The sequence below is a fragment of the Bradyrhizobium sacchari genome, from assembly GCF_002068095.1.
GTDB lineage: Bacteria > Pseudomonadota > Alphaproteobacteria > Rhizobiales > Xanthobacteraceae > Bradyrhizobium > Bradyrhizobium sacchari.
In genome coordinates this window covers 22,115-36,637 of the sequence record NZ_LWIG01000002.1, presented here as the reverse complement: position 1 = coordinate 36,637, position 14,523 = coordinate 22,115, and the positions used below count along the sequence as shown (strand labels likewise).

The window sequence follows — 14,523 nt, the reverse complement described above, 5'->3', positions numbered from 1 at the left end:
GGGCCCCAAACAAAGCAGACCTACGTGACCTCCCGTTCGGCCCACCCCGTTGCGATCGCGCTCGCCCAGATGGGCATACCCTTGCTGCGCGCCAGCGCTGCCATGGCGGCGTTGTCGTAGGGCACGTAACGGATCGTCGCCGACCAGTCGCCACCGGCATGCTCCAGGATCGCGTAGCACGCATGGGGCGTGCCGACCTCGACCACGTAGGGAACGGGCACCTTGCCGTCATAGCCCGGCAATCCGACGCTTCCGGGATTGACGACCAGCCGTCCGTCTCTCAGACGCACGACGCGCGGAATGTGGGTGTGTCCGCACAGGATGATCCGGGCGTCGATCCCCTCGGCGCCGGCCTCGATCGTATCGATCGCGCTCGGGCGCACGCTGCCGTCGGCCGTGACCCGGTCGAGCCAGAAAGCGGCGTCATCCGCTGGCGATGCGTGACACAGGAACGCCCGCTCGCGGTACATCAACGTGGATGGCATGCTTGCCATCCATTCGAAGTGCTTGCGCTCGAGCTGTCGGAAATCGCCGCGCGCCGAGCCGCCTGCGTGCCAGAGTTCGACGAGAATCCGGTCCTGATCGCCGCGCACCGACGGAAAGCCGCGCTCGATCAACAGGTCCGCGGTTCGCGCCGCTTCGAGCGGCCCGCTGACGTGATCACCGAGGTTCACGATCTCGTCGATGCCGAGCGTCGCAATATCCGCGAGCACGGCTTCGAGCGCCGGACGATTTCCGTGCACGTCCGCGATGGCAGCAAACTTCATGGGGCCCTCTCCGTTCGAGATGGCCGACGATTCACGCGATGCGGGACGATGCAGGAATAGCGGGTCTCTTTAGCTGCATTTTTAGAAGCGCCCGCAAGCTGAGGATCAAATCGGCGCCGCAAGAACGGTTATATGACCGCGCTCCGGCAATCAAGCGGTCGTCGTCCCATGGCGGGCTGGATTGGGCCAGCACTTTGTGGTTCTGGTTGCCACAATTTTCGTTTGGCTCCATCATGTACGACGAGTACGTTTTTGGATGCGCGTTGGATCAATGCCCGAGCGCGTGAGATTTACCTTCACCTTCAATGCGATCCATGGAAACTGGCGGGAGAAACAGCAATGCTCGAGCGCATGCCGCCCCCATCGAAGCGCACCAACGACCCCGAACGCACCAAGCGCGATATCCTCGAAGTGGCGATGGCCGAATTCGCCTCGGAAGGCTATTCCGGCGCGCGCGTCGATGCGATCGCGGCGCGGATGCGCACGTCCAAGCGCATGATCTATTACTATTTCGGCGGCAAGGAGCAGCTCTACCTCGCGGTGCTGGAGGAGGCCTATCGCAGCATCCGCGCGCTGGAGGACCAGCTCGACATCGCAAGCTGCGACGCCCGCGAGGGCCTGCGCCGGCTGATCGAGGCGACCTTCGACCACGACGAGCGCAACCCGAACTTCATCCGCCTCGTCTCGATCGAGAACATCCACCACGGCAAGCACCTGAAGCAGAATGTGCAACTGCGCCAGCTCAACGCCAGCGTGATCGCGACGCTGGACGGCATCCTCAAGCGCGGCCGCACCGAAGGCGTCTTTCGCGACGACGTCGACGCCATCGACCTGCACCTCGCCATCTCCTCCTACTGCTTCTTCCGCGTCGCCAACCGCCACACATTTGGGGCGCTGTTTGATCGCGACCTCAGTGAGCCGAGTGTCCTGGCGAAGAGCCGGGCGCAGATCGTGGAGATGATCCTGGCGTGGCTGGGGGCGAAGGGCTGAGGAAGCGACGATTGCGCGCTGCAGCCGAAAGTAGCCGCTACATATTCGGTGTCGTCCTTGCGAAGGCCAGGACCCATAACCACCGAACATCGTTTGGCGAAGACTCGGGGTTACCAGTTGCCCGCCGCAACATCTCCCCCGGGGTAATGGGTCCTGGCTTTCGCCAGGACGACATTTGGGGACGCGGTGTGCGCTCGCAAGGACGACAACATCAGTCCCGTCCTTCCTAAGGGGCGAGGCGAAGAGTCTCACCGATGCTCGATGGCCCGGATCGCGCCGCGCAGCTCGGCGAGGCCGCGCAGGCGGCCGATCGCGGTGTAGCCGGGATTGGTGCGTTTGGTGGCGGCGAGATCGTCGAGCATGCGGTGGCCGTGATCTGGGCGGAAAACGATTTGCTTGTCCGGCGCACGCCGGGCGTTCTCCTTCAACAGCGCCTTGAGCACCGCGACCATGTCGACGTCGCCGTCGAGATGATCGGACTCGTAGAACGACAGGCCATCCGCCTCGCGCTTGGTCGCGCGCAGATGCGCGAAGGCGATGCGCGGGCCGAAACGTTCGGCCATCTCAGGCAGATTGTTCTCAGCCCGCACGCCGAGCGAGCCGGTGCACAGGCAGATGCCGTTCGCCTTCGACGGCACGGCATCGAACAGCGCCTGATAGTCGTCGGCGCTGGAGGCGATGCGCGGCAGGCCGAACAGCGGCCGCGGCGGATCGTCCGGATGCAGCGTCAGGGACACCCCGAGCTGCTCGGCGACCGGTGCGACACGCGCAAGGAATTCGGCGAGGTGCTGCCGCAGAATCTTCGGCGTGATGTCACGATAGGTCTCGAGCCGGTCGCGGAATTGCGGGATCGTCATCGGCTCGGTGGTTGAGCCCGGCAGCGCGCTGGCGATGACCATGACGAGATAGTCGATATCGGCCTGGCTCATCTTGTCGAACAGCGCCTTCGCGCGCGCCTGCTGCTCGGGCGAATAGTCCTGCACGGCCGCCGGGCGCTTCAGGATGTGCAGCTCGAAGGCGGCAAAGCGGTCCTGGTCGAAGCGCATGGCGCGGGCGCCGTTCGGCAGCTCCCATTCCAGATCAGTGCGGCACCAGTCCACGACCGGCATGAAGTTGTAGCAGATGATCTTGATGCCAGAGGCGGCGACCGCCTCCAGGCTCGCGATCCAAGCCTCGATGGACTTCGTCGCCTTACCGCCCAGCCGCTTGACGTCGTCAGGGATCGGTATCGATTCCACCACCGACCAGGTCAGCTTTGAGCGGCCGGGCTGGCCGTTCTCGATGAAATTCTTGCGCTCCTCGACCGCCTTGCGCGTCCAGGCTTCGCCGATCGGCACCTGATGCAGCGCCGAGACAATATCGCTCGCCCCGGCCTGCCTGACGTCGTCGAGCGAGACGGGATCATCGGGCCCGTACCAGCGCCATCCCTCCAGCATCATCGAAATTCTCCCAGGGTCAGTTCGCGGTCAGCACGACCTTGACGCTCTGCGAGCGGTCGAGCGCCAGCCGCAACGCGTCCGGCGCGGTCGAGAGCGATCGCTCCGCGGTGACCAGCGACAGCACATCGACGCTGCCGGCGGAAATCAGTTCCACCGCGGTCATGAACTCGAAGCCGAAGCGGAACGAGCCGCGCAGGTCGATCTCCTTCGCCATCACCGCATTCGACGGCGTCGGGATCTGGCCGCCCGGCAAATTGCCGATCTGCACGACGACGCCGCCGCGCCTGACGATACCGATCGCGCTGGCAAGACCCGCCGCCGTGCCCGAGACCTCGAAGGCGACGTCATAGGGACGCGCGGCGGCCTGCGTCTTCAAGTCCTCCTCGCCGGCGGAGACATTCTCCACATGCGCAGCGCCGAGCTTGGTCGCAAAGGCCAGCGGCGCCGGCGCGATATCGGCCACCGTCACGTCGGCCATGCCGGCGCGGTGCGCGGCCAGCATGGTCAGAAGCCCGATCGGGCCGGCACCGAAGATGATGCCGCGCTTGCCCTCGATATTGCCGGCGCGCGCCACCGCGTGCAGGCAGACCGAGAGCGGCTCGGCGAGCGCCGCGGCCTGGTAGGACACATGGTCAGGGATCTTCACGCACTGCGCCGGGATTGCGTCGAAGTAATTGGCGAAGCCGCCCTGCATGTGCGGCGTCTTCGAGGCCGAGCCCATGAAGTAGATATTCTCGCACAGATTGGGCCGGCCCTCGCGGCAGGCGACGCAATGGCCGCACCAGCGTGACGGGTTCACCGCGACGCGGTCGCCGACCTTCAAGTTCGCGGCGGCGCCGGAGATCTCCACCACTTCGCCCGAGATCTCGTGGCCGAGCACCAGCGGCGACTTCACCACGAAGTCGCCGGTGCGGGCATGGCGGAAGTAATGCATGTCCGAGCCGCAGATGCCGCCGGCACCGAAGCGGATGCGCACCATGCCGGAGGCCAACTTGTCGAGCGGATGCTCGATCATGCGCAAATCTTCGGGGCCGAACAGGGTTGCGGCGAGAGCGGTCGAGGTCATTTGGAGAGTCCCATGTATTTAGGCAGCCAGAGGGTCAGTTCGGGAATGTAGGTGATCGCGATCAGCGCGAGCATCAGCGGCACCAGCCAGGGCAGAATCGCGACCGTGGTGCGCTCGACCGAGAGCTTTGCGACGCGGGCGAGCACGAACAGCACCATGCCGAGTGGCGGATGCAGCAGGCCGATCATCAGGTTCAAAGTCATGATCAGACCGAAATGGATCGGATCGATGCCGAGCTTGAGCACGATCGGCAGCAGGATCGGAACCAGGATGGTGATCGCGGCCGTGGTGTCGATGAAACAGCCGACGAACAGGATCAGCACGTTGGCGAGCGCCAGAAACACCCATTTGTTGTGGGTGATGCTGAGCATCCAGTCCGAGAGCATTTGCGCGGCCTGCGACACCGTCAGCAGCCAGGCGAAGATCGAGGCGGCCGTGACGATGAACAGCACCGAGGCCGTGGTCTCGATGGTGTCGAAGGTCGCCTTTGCGACCGTCTTCAGCGTCATGGTGCGGTAGCGGATGAGGCCGAGGAACAGCGACCAGATCACGGCGGCGACCGCGGCCTCCGTCGGCGTGAACCAGCCCAGCGTCATGCCGCCGATCAGGATCACCGGCGCCATCAGCGCCATCACCGCCGAGAAGTCGAAATACCAGTCGATAATGAGCAGCGTGCCGAGACCGATGACGACGGCCATGTTGACCGAGAGGCCGGCGAGCACCATCAGCCAGATCGCCATCGGGAAAGCGAGCACGATCGCGATCTCGAGGCCGGCCGAGCCGAGCTGCGGCCAGGAGAACGGCGTGTCGCTGCCCCATTTGTTCTTGTGCGCGAAGTAGGTGACGGTCGCCATCATCAGCAGCGTCATGACGATGCCGGGAATGACGCCGCCCAGGAACAGCGCGCCGATCGAGACGTTCGCCATCATGCCGTAGATCACGAAGGGCAGCGATGGCGGGATGATCGGCCCGAGCGTTGCGGACGCCGCGGTGACGCCGACCGAGAATTCGGTGGAGTAGCCGTGGTCCTTCATCGCCTTGATCTCGATGGTGCCGAGGCCCGCAGCGTCCGCGATCGCGGTGCCGGACATGCCGGAGAAGATCACCGAGCCGATGATGTTGACATGGCCGAGCCCGCCGCGCATCCAGCCGACCAGCGCGACGGCGAATTTGTAGATGCGGCCGGTGACCCCGGCGATGTTCATGAGATTGCCGGCCAGGATGAAGAACGGCACGGCGAGCAGCGGAAAGCTCTCGACGCCGGCGATCATGCGTTGCGCCAACGTGACATCAGGGGTCACGCCGCTGACCAGGATATAGAGCAGCGACGACGCGGCCATGGCGATCGCGACGGGAACGCCGAGCAGCATCAGGACGAGAAAGCCTCCAAGCAACAGCAACATGGGATTATCCTTCAAAACCGTCGTAGGCGCCGGGACGTTCGAGGATCGAATAACCCTGTCGCAAATGTTGAATGGCCACCTGCACCGAGCGCGCGAACATCAGCACGAAGCCGGCCAGCACCGCGTAGTAGACGTAGTCTTTGGGAAGATTGATGGTGGTCATCGATTCATCGCCGATGATCTGGATGTAGACCCAGACGAGCTTGATGGCGTAGCCGAAGAAGGCGACCCGGATCAGGTCGATCGCGGTGGACAGCACGCGCCCCACGACATGCGGCAGATAGCGGTAGATCAGGTCGACCTGGATGTGCCGCGACAGCCGCACGCACATCGAGGCGCCGATGAACACCACGCCGATCAGGCAATAGGTCGCGATCTCCTCGGTCCACGCATAACTGTCGTTGAGCACGTAGCGGGTGAAGAACTGAAGAAAGACGGCCAGCGCCATCACCCAGAAGATCGCCAGCGCCACCCAGTCCTCGAAAGCGTATACGCCGAGATCGACCTTGGGCGTCGCCTCTTCCTCGAAAGTGTGGGCGATCTCGTCGGCGGTGATCTGCCGGTGTATTTCGGCGGTCGACATGGGTATGCTCCTCAAAACTTGCTCACGTGATTGACTCACGTCATTCCGGGGCTCGCGAAGCGAGAACCCGGAATCTCGAGGTTCCGGGTTCGACGCTTACGCGTCGCCCCGGAACGACGGTGTGTTAGTTATTTCACGTCCTGGATCCGCTCCCAATCGACCTTGCGGTAACCGAACGTCTCGAACGGAACGTTCTTCAGCACGATGTCGCGGAACTCGTTCTTGTCGACCTCGGTCACGGTCAGGCCCTTCTCCTTGAAGAAGGCGACAAGCTTGGCCTCGTTCTGCTTGATCTCCGCGGTTGCTTTCGCGGCGGCCTCCTGGGCGACGTCGGTGAAGATCTTCTTGTCCTCGTCGGAGAGCTTCTTCCACAGCGCGCCCGCCACCACCGTGTTGAGGTGGTCGACGATATGGCCGGTCAGCACGATGTGCTTCTGCACCTCGTAGAACTTCTTGGCCTCGATCGTGGTCAGCGGGTTCTCCTGCGCCTCGACGGTGCCGTTCTGGAGCGCGAGATAGACTTCGGCGAACGCGATCGGCGCGGTGTTGGCGCCGCAGGCGCGCGGCATGGCGAGATAGGCCGGCACGTCGGGCACGCGCATCTTCAGGCCCTTGAGGTCGGCGCAGCTCTTGATCGGCTTGTTCGACGAGGTCTGGCGCACGCCGTAATAGGTCACGGCGACGATGTGATGGCCGCTCTTGTCCTCATAGCCCTTGGCGAGCTCCTTGAAGATGTCGCTCTTGGTGTAGGCGAGGAGATGGTCCGAGTCGCGGAAGGTGTAGGGATAATAGGTCACGCCGATCGGCGCAAAGCTCTTGGCCGCGAAGCTCGAGCCGGAGATGATGATGTCGACCGAGCCGAGCGAGAGGCCCTGGTTGATGTCGGCTTCCTTGCCGAGCTGAGAGGCCGGATAGACGTCGACCGTGTAGCGTCCGTTGGTGCGCTTGCCGATCTCCTGCGCGGCCCAGACCGAAGCGGTGTGGAACGGCTCCGAGGTCTCGTAGACATGGGCCCATTTGAGCTTGGTCTGCGCCATGCCCGCATGGGTCGTGGCAAGCATCGCCGCGGCGGACACCGCGAGCATCATCGTCATCTTCTTCAACACTGACTTTTCCTCCATCGTTCAAGTCTGCTTCTTGTTCGCCCGCACCTTTCGGATGCGGGCCGCCCAATCTCATCGCCGTCGCGCGCTGCCGCTCGCGGACCGTTTCTTCGTCGATGCCGGTTTCGGCTTCGACGTCTTTGCCGGAGCTCGCACCGCAGGGCCGTGGCCCGAAGCCGGGCCTGCCGCGCTCTCGGCACCAAAGTTTTGCGCAAAGCGCTCCTGGGAGCGCGCCAGATGATCGCGCATCGCCTTGCGCGCGGTGCCCGGATCATGCGCCGCGATCGCATCGCGCACGGCGCGGTGCTCGTCGAGCGCGGTCCGCCACGTGCCCGGGCTCTCGAAATAATGCGCAAGCTTCGCGAAATAGGGATTGAGACGCTGGTCGAACAGCTCGCCGACCACGCGCACCAGAACGGCATTGCCGAGGCTTCCGGCGATCGCGACATGGAAGGCGCGGTCGTGCACCATCGAGGCTTCGCCGGGATGCTCGACATTCTCCATCGCCAGAAGCGAGGCGTCGATGCGGGCGAGATCGTCTTTGGTCGCGACGCGCGCGGCCTGCTCGGCGATGGCGCTTTCCAGGAATTCGCGGGCGCGGAGCAGCTCGAACGGCCCCTCGATGACAGCGGCGGCTGCAGGCGCGGCAATCGCGGCAGGCTCGATCACATAGATGCCGGAGCCGACGCGGATGCGGAGGCGCCCTTCGACCTCGAGCGCGATCAGGGCTTCGCGGACCGTCGGCCGCGACACCTTGAGCTGCTCGGCGAGTTCGCGCTCGGTCGGCAAGCGGCTGCCGACCGCGTACTCGCCGCTGTCGATCAAGCTTCGTAATTGATCGGCGACCTGGCGATAAAGCCGTCTCGCCTCCACAGCTTCCAGCGGCACGCTGGTCCTCCCAGAAGGATCGCGCGGGGCCGTCCAGACCCGCGATCCGCCAATTTTTGGAAAATTGGTCTTACCAATTGACCGGAGCATTGACCGAGGACGGGCGCCATGTCAAGCAGCGGCAAAGCAAAGGGGAGACGCCTTATGCGCCTTGGCCGCGCCAATCTCGACCGGCTGCCAGCTGGCATCCGCCGCCCGGCCTATGACCGCTCGCGCGTCACGCCGGGCATCGTGCATCTCGGCCTCGGGGCCTTTCACCGCGCCCATCAGGCCGTCGTCATCGACGATTGCCTTGCCGGCGGCGGCATGTCCTGGGGCATCGTCGGCGCGAGCCTGCGCAGCCCCGATACGCGCGACGCCCTCGCCCCCCAGGATCATCTCTATACTGTTGCGGCGCGCGCGGCCGAAGGCACCGAGCACCGCGTCATCGGCGCGCTGCTCGACAGCGTCGTCGCGCGCGAGAGGCCGGCGGCGCTGGTCGAGCGGATGGCCGATCCCGCCATCCGCATCGTCTCGCTGACGGTCACCGAGAAGGGCTATTGCCACACGCCACAGACAGGCGATCTCGACGAGCGGCATCCTGACGTCGTGCACGACCTCAACAATTTCGACGCGCCGCGTTCGGCGCCCGGCTTCATCGTGGCTGCGCTGGCGCGCCGGCGCGCACAGGGACTGGCGCCTTTCACGGTGCTGTGCTGCGACAACCTCGCCGCCAACGGCCACACCGTGCAGCGGATCGTGACGCAGTTCGCCGCGCTCCGCTCCAAGGATCTCGGCAAGTGGATCGTGGACAACGCCGCCTTCCCCTCGACCATGGTCGACCGCATCGTCCCGGAGACGACGGACGCCGACCGCGATGCGGCGTCATCCGCGCTTGGCATGCGCGACGCATGGCCGGTGATGACCGAGCCCTTCACGCAATGGGTGGTCGAGGATCGCTTCACCGCGGGCCGGCCCGATCTTGCCGCCGCCGGCGTCGAGCTCGTCAGCGACGTCAAGCCGTTCGAGCTGATGAAGTTGCGGCTGCTCAACGCCAGCCATTCGGCGCTCGCCTATCTCGGCTATCTCGGCGGCTACGAGACCATCGCCGACACCATGCGGGATCCACACTTTGCACGTCTCGCCGCGCGGGTGATGGAAGAGGCGGCGGTGACTCTGACGATGCCTGCAGGCACCGACCTTGCCGCCTACCGCGCCTCGCTGCTCAAACGCTTTTCCAATCCGGCGCTGCACCATCGCACCTGGCAGATCGCGATGGACGGCTCGCAGAAGCTGCCGCAGCGCCTGCTCGGCGCGACGCAGGATCGCCTTGCCAGGGGTCTGCCGATCGCAACCCATGCGCTCGCGGTCGCCGGCTGGATGCGCTACGTCACCGCAACGGACGAGCACGGCCGCGCCATTGACGTGCGCGATCCCCTTGCCGCCGAGCTTGCGGGCCTGGCGCGCGAGGCCGGGCCCGTGGCCGAACGGCTCGCGCCGGCCCTGCTCGGGGTCGAGAAGGTGTTCGGGCCCCTGGGCACCGAGCCGCGCCTGCGCGAGGCCGTCACGGCGGCGCTCGGACGTCTCTATCAGGATGGCGCGCGACGGGCGGTGGAGACGCTCATTTCAGCCTGATCACAAAGCAGGCAGCGGCCTCCTCAATGCTGCACTGCGGTCAAAATCGGACGCAGAATCAAACGCAAGTCGCGCTTGATTTTTGCCTGTCATTGCCGCACCCGAGAGGCATGGCAAAGGACAGCAAGGTCATCGCCGCAAACGCGGCCTTCTATGCCGCCTTCTCCACCGGCGACTTCGCCGGCATGGAGCGGATGTGGGCGGACGACGACGGCATTTCCTGCATCCATCCCGGCTGGCCGGCCATCATCGGCCGCGCCACGGTGATCGGAAGCTGGCGCGACATCCTGCAGAACCCACAGCGGCCGCAGATCGTCTGCGCCGAACCGCAGGCCATCGTCGATGGCGACAGCGCCCGCGTGCTCTGCATCGAGATCGTCGACGGCACCGCTTTGGCGGCTTCGAACCATTTTCGGCGCGTCGGCGACGGCTGGCGCCTGGTGCATCACCAGTCGAGCCCAATTGCCCAGATTGTCGAGCAGGCTGAAGACGATAGAACGAGCCGCCGCGTGCACTGAACGGAGTGAACACGCAGGCGTGATCTACTGTGCATGGGGTTGTTTTCCGACTTTTTTGTCGGCGACCTCATCCAAGCCCCGACAGATCGTCCAGCACGACCCGCGCCGCGCTGAAATCGTCGTCCCGGAAAAACACGCTGCGCGTGATGAGAACGGGAATTCCGGCGCGCGAGGCCGCGATCAGGCCGTTGGCGGAATCCTCGATCGCGAGACAGTCGACGGCATCGAGCTTCAGCCGCGCCAGGATCTCGAGATAGACGTCCGGCGCCGGCTTCTTGTGCCTGACATCGTCGCCCGCGACGACCGCCTCGAAGTCCGCGGCCCAACCCTTGCCCAGCGCCTGCGATAGCAGCGCATCGATGTTGCCGTGCGAGGTGGTGGTCGCGATCGCGAGCCGCTGGCCGCGCGCCTTCGCCGCTGCGAGCAGATCCACCACGCCCGGCCGCAACGGGCAGCAGCCTGTCTCGATCAGCTCGGCGTAATACGCGGTCTTGATGCGGTGAAGCTCGGCGATGTCGGCCTCCGCCAACGGCGGAGCGATCTGCTGCCTGCCGTGATAGACGCGCATGCGCTCCTTGCCGCCCGTCACCCGCAGCAGATCCTTGTAGACCGCGCGGTCCCATTGCCAGGCGAGACCGGCGCGGGCAAAGGCGTGATTGAAGGCCTGCCGATGCAGTTCCTCGGTCTCGGCCAGCGTGCCGTCGACATCGAAGATCAGCGCGACCGCGCGCCGGATCAGATCGGCGGCATCCATTGGTGCCAGAGCGGACGCTTCTGCCTGCATGATCGATGCCTCCCTGTGCCAGGCGACCATCGCCCGCAGTGGCAAGCGAGTAAAATCGCAATATCTTTTGCCGGACCCAAAAATCTCTTATGAGCGACTGGCGCGCAGCTCGCGCGCACGGGAACTCCGGACCTGCACGGGAGACGCATGCGGCTCTTCATCCTCGGCCTCGGCTACAGTGCCGGGCATTTCGTCCGCAAGTTCGGCGGCGCCTTCTCGCATGTCGCCGGCACCGTGCGCGATCCCGCAAAGCGGAACGATCTCGCTGGCATCGAGGTGCATGCCTTTTCCGGCAGCCGTCCAGGCGACGCCACGCTCGAACGCATCAGCGAAGCAGATGTTCTTCTGGTGTCGATCCCGCCCGGCAACGGTGGCGATCCCGCCATCGCGGCCTTCGCAGACGTTCTGGCGGAGCGTCGCCGCAAGATCATCTATCTCTCGACCATCGGCGTGTATGGCGATCATGGCGGCGCGTGGGTGGACGAGAGCACGCCACCGCAGGCTGCCTTCGAGCGCACGCGCCTGCGGCTCGCGGCGGAGCAGGCCTGGACCAACAACGGGTCCGGCCATGTCGCGATCCTGCGTCTTGCCGGCATCTATGGTCCCGGCCGCAACGCGCTGGTGACGTTGCGCGCCGGGACGGCCCGGCGCATCGTCAAGCCGGGGCAGGTCTTCAACCGCATCCACGCCGACGACATCGCGAGCGCGATCATGGCCGCCATCCTGCACGGGCGCGGCGGCACCTGGAACGTCTGCGACGACGAGCCTGCCCCGCCGCAGGACGTGATCGCCTATGCCGCACAGCTCATGGGCGTTGCGCCGCCGCCGGAAGAAGCGTTCGAGACGGCCGAGATGTCGGCGATGGCGCGCAGCTTCTATGCCAGCAGCGCCCGCGTCTCCAATGCGAAATTGAAATGCGAGTTCGGCGTCACGCTGGCTTATCCGACCTATCGCGAGGCGCTGGACGCGCTGTGGCGCGCAGGCGAAGGCCGCTAGGTTCCGGGTACATCCGACGCTTCCCAGACATGCCCTGCCCCCGCTTGACTTCGCCCCGGCGCGGTCGTGATCTAGGCATGAGCGAGCCAACCGCATAACGAGCTCGCCTGGGAGGATCAAATGAACAAGACAATCGCTGTGATCGCGGCGGCGGCCGCCATCACGCTCGGTGCAGCGCACGCCGCGCCGCTGCCCGAAGCCAATCCCGATGACGCCGGCTTCTCGAAGCAGGGTCTGGCGCGGCTCGACAGCTTCTTCGCCCGCGAGATCGCCGCCAAGCGCGTGCCGGGGGCAGTCGTCGCCGTCGCGCGGGACGGCAAGCTCGTGCACTACAAGGCCTATGGCATGCTCGATCCGGACAAGGGCACGCCGATGCCGGTCGATGCGATCTTCGCGCTGGCCTCGATGACCAAGCCGATGGCGGCGGTGGCAGGCCTGACGCTGATGGAGAAGGGGCAGCTGCCGCTCCAGGCCAAGCTGTCCGATTATTATCCCGGCTTTGCCGACATGAAGGTCGGCGTCCCCCAGGCCGACGGCTCGCTCAAGCTCGAGCCGCAGGCCTCGCCGATCTTCATCCACGATCTCTACCGGCATACGTCCGGACTGATGTACGGTGGCCGTCCGGACTCATCGAGCCCGGTGGCGCGGCAATATCCCGATGGCGTCGCGCCGGCGATCGAAGGCGACACCCAGGCCTTCATCGACCGCATCACGAAGCTGCCCCTGGCCCATCAGCCCTCGACCGAGTTCGAATACGGCTTTTCGATCGACGTGCTCGGCGCCGTGGTCGAGAAGGTGAGCGAGCAGAAGCTCGGCGACTATCTCGCCGCCAATGTCTGGCAGCCGCTCGGTATGAAGGATGCGACCTTCCACCCGACCGACGCGCAACGCCCTCGCCTCGCCCGCCCGTTCGCGAACGATCCGCTGACCGGCAAGCCGCAGGCCATCAAGCTGCTCGACGCGCCGACCAAGTTCGATTGCGGCGGCGCCTGCTCGTTCGCGACGGTCGGCGACTACGTCCGCTTCGGGCAGATGCTGCTCAACGGCGGCGATCTCGAGGGACAGCGCATCCTCGGCCCGAAGACCGTCCATCACATGACGACCAATCACCTCGGCCCCGAGATCAAGAACAACGTGGCGAATGTCGAGCCGCATCGCGGCGGCTTCGGGTTCGGCCTTGCGGTTGCGGTTCGCACCAGTGAGGGCCTGTCGTCGGTCCCCGGAAATCCCGGCGAGTTCACCTGGAACGGCGCCTACGGGACGCAGTTCTTCTGCGATCCGAAGGAGCGCCTCGTCGTGGTGGTGGGAACGGCGGCGCCGGGCGAGCTCCGGAAATACTATCGCGAGCAAGTCCAGGACATCGTCTATGGCGCGATGGTGAAGTGACCACGTCCCGATAGAGGAAGGGCGGCCACTCGGGCCGCCCTCAAATTCGACGTCAGCTCAGCACGCCGTATTTCTTAAACCAGGCCTCAGCCTGCTTCCACGCATCGTCCGCCGCGTCCCTGCGGTAGCTGCCGCGATAGTCGGCATGGAAGCCGTGCGGCGCATCGGGGTAGATCTTGAACTCGGCCGTCTTCTTGTTCTGCTCGAGCGCCGCCTTCATCTGCTCGACCTGGGCGACGGGAATGCCGGTATCGGCACCGCCATAGAGGCCGAGCACCGGCGCCTTCATCTCCGGGGCCAGCTGCATCGGGCTCTTCGGCCATAGCGGATTGGCGGGATCAACGACCGTCCCGTAGAAGGCGATGCCGGCCTTGAGCGCGCTGCCGTGGGCGGCATATTCCCAGACCGTGCGCCCGCCGCGGCAGAAGCCGATGATGCCGAGCTTCGCCGTGTCGCCGGCTTGCGATCCCGCCCAGGCCACCACGGCGTCGAGGTCAGACATCAGTTCGGCGTCCGGCTTCGAATTGACGATCGGGAGCAAGTCCTTGATCTCGGTGATCCTGGTGAGGTCGGTGCCCTTGCGGAAGTAGTAGTCCGGCGCGATGGCAAAGGCGCCGAGCTTAGCCAGGCGCCGCGTCACGTCCTTGATGTATTCGTGCAGGCCGAAAATCTCCATCGCCACGATGATGACCGGCGCCTTGGTGTTGCCTGCAGGGCGGGCGAAATAGGCGGGCATCTCCTCCGAGCCGACCTTGATCTTGGCATCGCCGGCCTGCAGGCCGTTGGTATCCGTCGTGATGATGTCGGCACGGACCGGACCGGCCGCGAGCGTGTATCCGGCGGCGACGGCCGCGGTGGCGCTCATGAATCCGCGGCGCGAGAACGGGGCGACCTTCGTCAGCCCGACGACGTCGGATGTCATGGTGGTTTCAAAGCTCATCGGTCCTTCCCTTCCTGCTTCCCATGCTGATGCCCCTGGGGCGCCG

14 protein-coding genes are annotated in these 14,523 nt (G+C 65.3%); 5 read left to right on the top strand and 9 right to left on the bottom strand.

What is annotated here, in order from left to right:
• Nucleotides 1–20 precede the first annotated feature (20 nt).
• On the bottom strand, nt 21–767 hold the full coding sequence (locus A5906_RS04635; RefSeq protein WP_080134108.1) for a metallophosphoesterase family protein: 747 nt from the start codon (nt 765–767) through the stop codon (nt 21–23).
• A gap of 339 nt (nt 768–1,106) precedes the next feature.
• On the opposite strand from A5906_RS04635, the gene A5906_RS04630 reads away from it, so the two are divergent.
• Nucleotides 1,107–1,757 carry a TetR/AcrR family transcriptional regulator gene (locus A5906_RS04630; RefSeq protein WP_080134107.1) on the top strand — a complete coding sequence of 217 codons (651 nt, stop codon included), beginning with the start codon at nt 1,107–1,109 and terminating at the stop codon, nt 1,755–1,757.
• 248 nt (nt 1,758–2,005) lie between these two features.
• Here the strand turns inward: A5906_RS04630 and uxuA are convergent, their stop codons facing one another.
• The 6 genes from uxuA to A5906_RS04600 form a co-directional block, all read right to left on the bottom strand.
• Nucleotides 2,006–3,196, bottom strand: coding sequence for a mannonate dehydratase (uxuA, locus tag A5906_RS04625; protein WP_080134106.1), 1,191 nt, complete (start codon nt 3,194–3,196; stop codon nt 2,006–2,008).
• A 16-nt stretch (nt 3,197–3,212) separates the two neighbouring features.
• Nucleotides 3,213–4,262 carry an L-idonate 5-dehydrogenase gene (locus A5906_RS04620; protein WP_080134105.1) on the bottom strand — a complete coding sequence of 350 codons (1,050 nt, stop codon included), beginning with the start codon at nt 4,260–4,262 and terminating at the stop codon, nt 3,213–3,215.
• Complete coding sequence (locus A5906_RS04615) at nt 4,259–5,665, bottom strand: TRAP transporter large permease (protein WP_080134104.1); 1,407 nt, start codon at nt 5,663–5,665, stop codon at nt 4,259–4,261. The genes A5906_RS04620 and A5906_RS04615 overlap by 4 nt, the downstream gene beginning before the upstream one ends.
• A gap of 4 nt (nt 5,666–5,669) precedes the next feature.
• Entirely contained in the window at nt 5,670–6,248 is a 579-nt protein-coding gene (locus tag A5906_RS04610; protein ID WP_080134103.1) for a TRAP transporter small permease, read from the bottom strand.
• 128 nt (nt 6,249–6,376) lie between these two features.
• Nucleotides 6,377–7,336, bottom strand: coding sequence for a sialic acid TRAP transporter substrate-binding protein SiaP (locus A5906_RS04605; RefSeq protein ID WP_080134213.1), 960 nt, complete (start codon nt 7,334–7,336; stop codon nt 6,377–6,379).
• 87 nt (nt 7,337–7,423) lie between these two features.
• Nucleotides 7,424–8,239 carry a FadR/GntR family transcriptional regulator gene (locus A5906_RS04600; RefSeq protein WP_080134102.1) on the bottom strand — a complete coding sequence of 272 codons (816 nt, stop codon included), beginning with the start codon at nt 8,237–8,239 and terminating at the stop codon, nt 7,424–7,426.
• 144 nt (nt 8,240–8,383) lie between these two features.
• Between A5906_RS04600 and A5906_RS04595 the strand changes: the two genes are divergently transcribed.
• Together A5906_RS04595 and A5906_RS04590 are read left to right on the top strand one after the other, a co-directional pair.
• Nucleotides 8,384–9,853, top strand: a complete 1,470-nt coding sequence (locus A5906_RS04595) for a mannitol dehydrogenase family protein (protein WP_080134101.1) — start codon at nt 8,384–8,386, stop codon at nt 9,851–9,853.
• A 110-nt stretch (nt 9,854–9,963) separates the two neighbouring features.
• Nucleotides 9,964–10,371, top strand: a complete 408-nt coding sequence (locus A5906_RS04590; protein ID WP_080134100.1) for a nuclear transport factor 2 family protein — start codon at nt 9,964–9,966, stop codon at nt 10,369–10,371.
• Nucleotides 10,372–10,438: 67 nt separating this feature from the next.
• Here the strand turns inward: A5906_RS04590 and A5906_RS04585 are convergent, their stop codons facing one another.
• Nucleotides 10,439–11,155, bottom strand: a complete 717-nt coding sequence (locus A5906_RS04585) for an HAD family hydrolase (RefSeq protein WP_080134212.1) — start codon at nt 11,153–11,155, stop codon at nt 10,439–10,441.
• Between the two features lie 147 nt (nt 11,156–11,302).
• Between A5906_RS04585 and A5906_RS04580 the strand changes: the two genes are divergently transcribed.
• Both A5906_RS04580 and A5906_RS04575 read left to right on the top strand, forming a co-directional pair.
• The gene (locus tag A5906_RS04580) at nt 11,303–12,151 is read left to right on the top strand and encodes an SDR family oxidoreductase (protein ID WP_080134099.1); all 849 of its coding nucleotides are present in this window, start codon (nt 11,303–11,305) and stop codon (nt 12,149–12,151) included.
• 120 nt (nt 12,152–12,271) lie between these two features.
• Nucleotides 12,272–13,537: a serine hydrolase domain-containing protein gene (locus A5906_RS04575; protein ID WP_080134098.1), complete on the top strand. Its 1,266-nt coding sequence runs from the start codon at nt 12,272–12,274 to the stop codon at nt 13,535–13,537.
• Between the two features lie 52 nt (nt 13,538–13,589).
• Here the strand turns inward: A5906_RS04575 and A5906_RS04570 are convergent, their stop codons facing one another.
• Nucleotides 13,590–14,477, bottom strand: a complete 888-nt coding sequence (locus A5906_RS04570; protein ID WP_080134097.1) for a dienelactone hydrolase family protein — start codon at nt 14,475–14,477, stop codon at nt 13,590–13,592.
• Nucleotides 14,478–14,523 lie beyond the last annotated feature (46 nt).

What these genes read in the sequence shown, in the direction of transcription:
- A5906_RS04610 (WP_080134103.1), bottom strand. Translation starts at nt 6,248, where the DNA reads ATGTCGACCGCCGAAATACACCGGCAGATCACCGCCGACGAGATCGCC.
- A5906_RS04580 (WP_080134099.1), top strand. Translation starts at nt 11,303, where the DNA reads ATGCGGCTCTTCATCCTCGGCCTCGGCTACAGTGCCGGGCATTTCGTC.
- A5906_RS04630 (WP_080134107.1), top strand. Translation starts at nt 1,107, where the DNA reads ATGCTCGAGCGCATGCCGCCCCCATCGAAGCGCACCAACGACCCCGAA.
- A5906_RS04620 (WP_080134105.1), bottom strand. Translation starts at nt 4,262, where the DNA reads ATGACCTCGACCGCTCTCGCCGCAACCCTGTTCGGCCCCGAAGATTTG.
- A5906_RS04605 (WP_080134213.1), bottom strand. Translation starts at nt 7,336, where the DNA reads ATGATGCTCGCGGTGTCCGCCGCGGCGATGCTTGCCACGACCCATGCG.
- A5906_RS04570 (WP_080134097.1), bottom strand. Translation starts at nt 14,477, where the DNA reads ATGAGCTTTGAAACCACCATGACATCCGACGTCGTCGGGCTGACGAAG.
- A5906_RS04635 (WP_080134108.1), bottom strand. Translation starts at nt 767, where the DNA reads ATGAAGTTTGCTGCCATCGCGGACGTGCACGGAAATCGTCCGGCGCTC.
- A5906_RS04585 (WP_080134212.1), bottom strand. Translation starts at nt 11,155, where the DNA reads ATGCAGGCAGAAGCGTCCGCTCTGGCACCAATGGATGCCGCCGATCTG.
- A5906_RS04575 (WP_080134098.1), top strand. Translation starts at nt 12,272, where the DNA reads ATGAACAAGACAATCGCTGTGATCGCGGCGGCGGCCGCCATCACGCTC.
- A5906_RS04595 (WP_080134101.1), top strand. Translation starts at nt 8,384, where the DNA reads ATGCGCCTTGGCCGCGCCAATCTCGACCGGCTGCCAGCTGGCATCCGC.
- uxuA (WP_080134106.1), bottom strand. Translation starts at nt 3,196, where the DNA reads ATGATGCTGGAGGGATGGCGCTGGTACGGGCCCGATGATCCCGTCTCG.
- A5906_RS04590 (WP_080134100.1), top strand. Translation starts at nt 9,964, where the DNA reads ATGGCAAAGGACAGCAAGGTCATCGCCGCAAACGCGGCCTTCTATGCC.
- A5906_RS04615 (WP_080134104.1), bottom strand. Translation starts at nt 5,665, where the DNA reads ATGTTGCTGTTGCTTGGAGGCTTTCTCGTCCTGATGCTGCTCGGCGTT.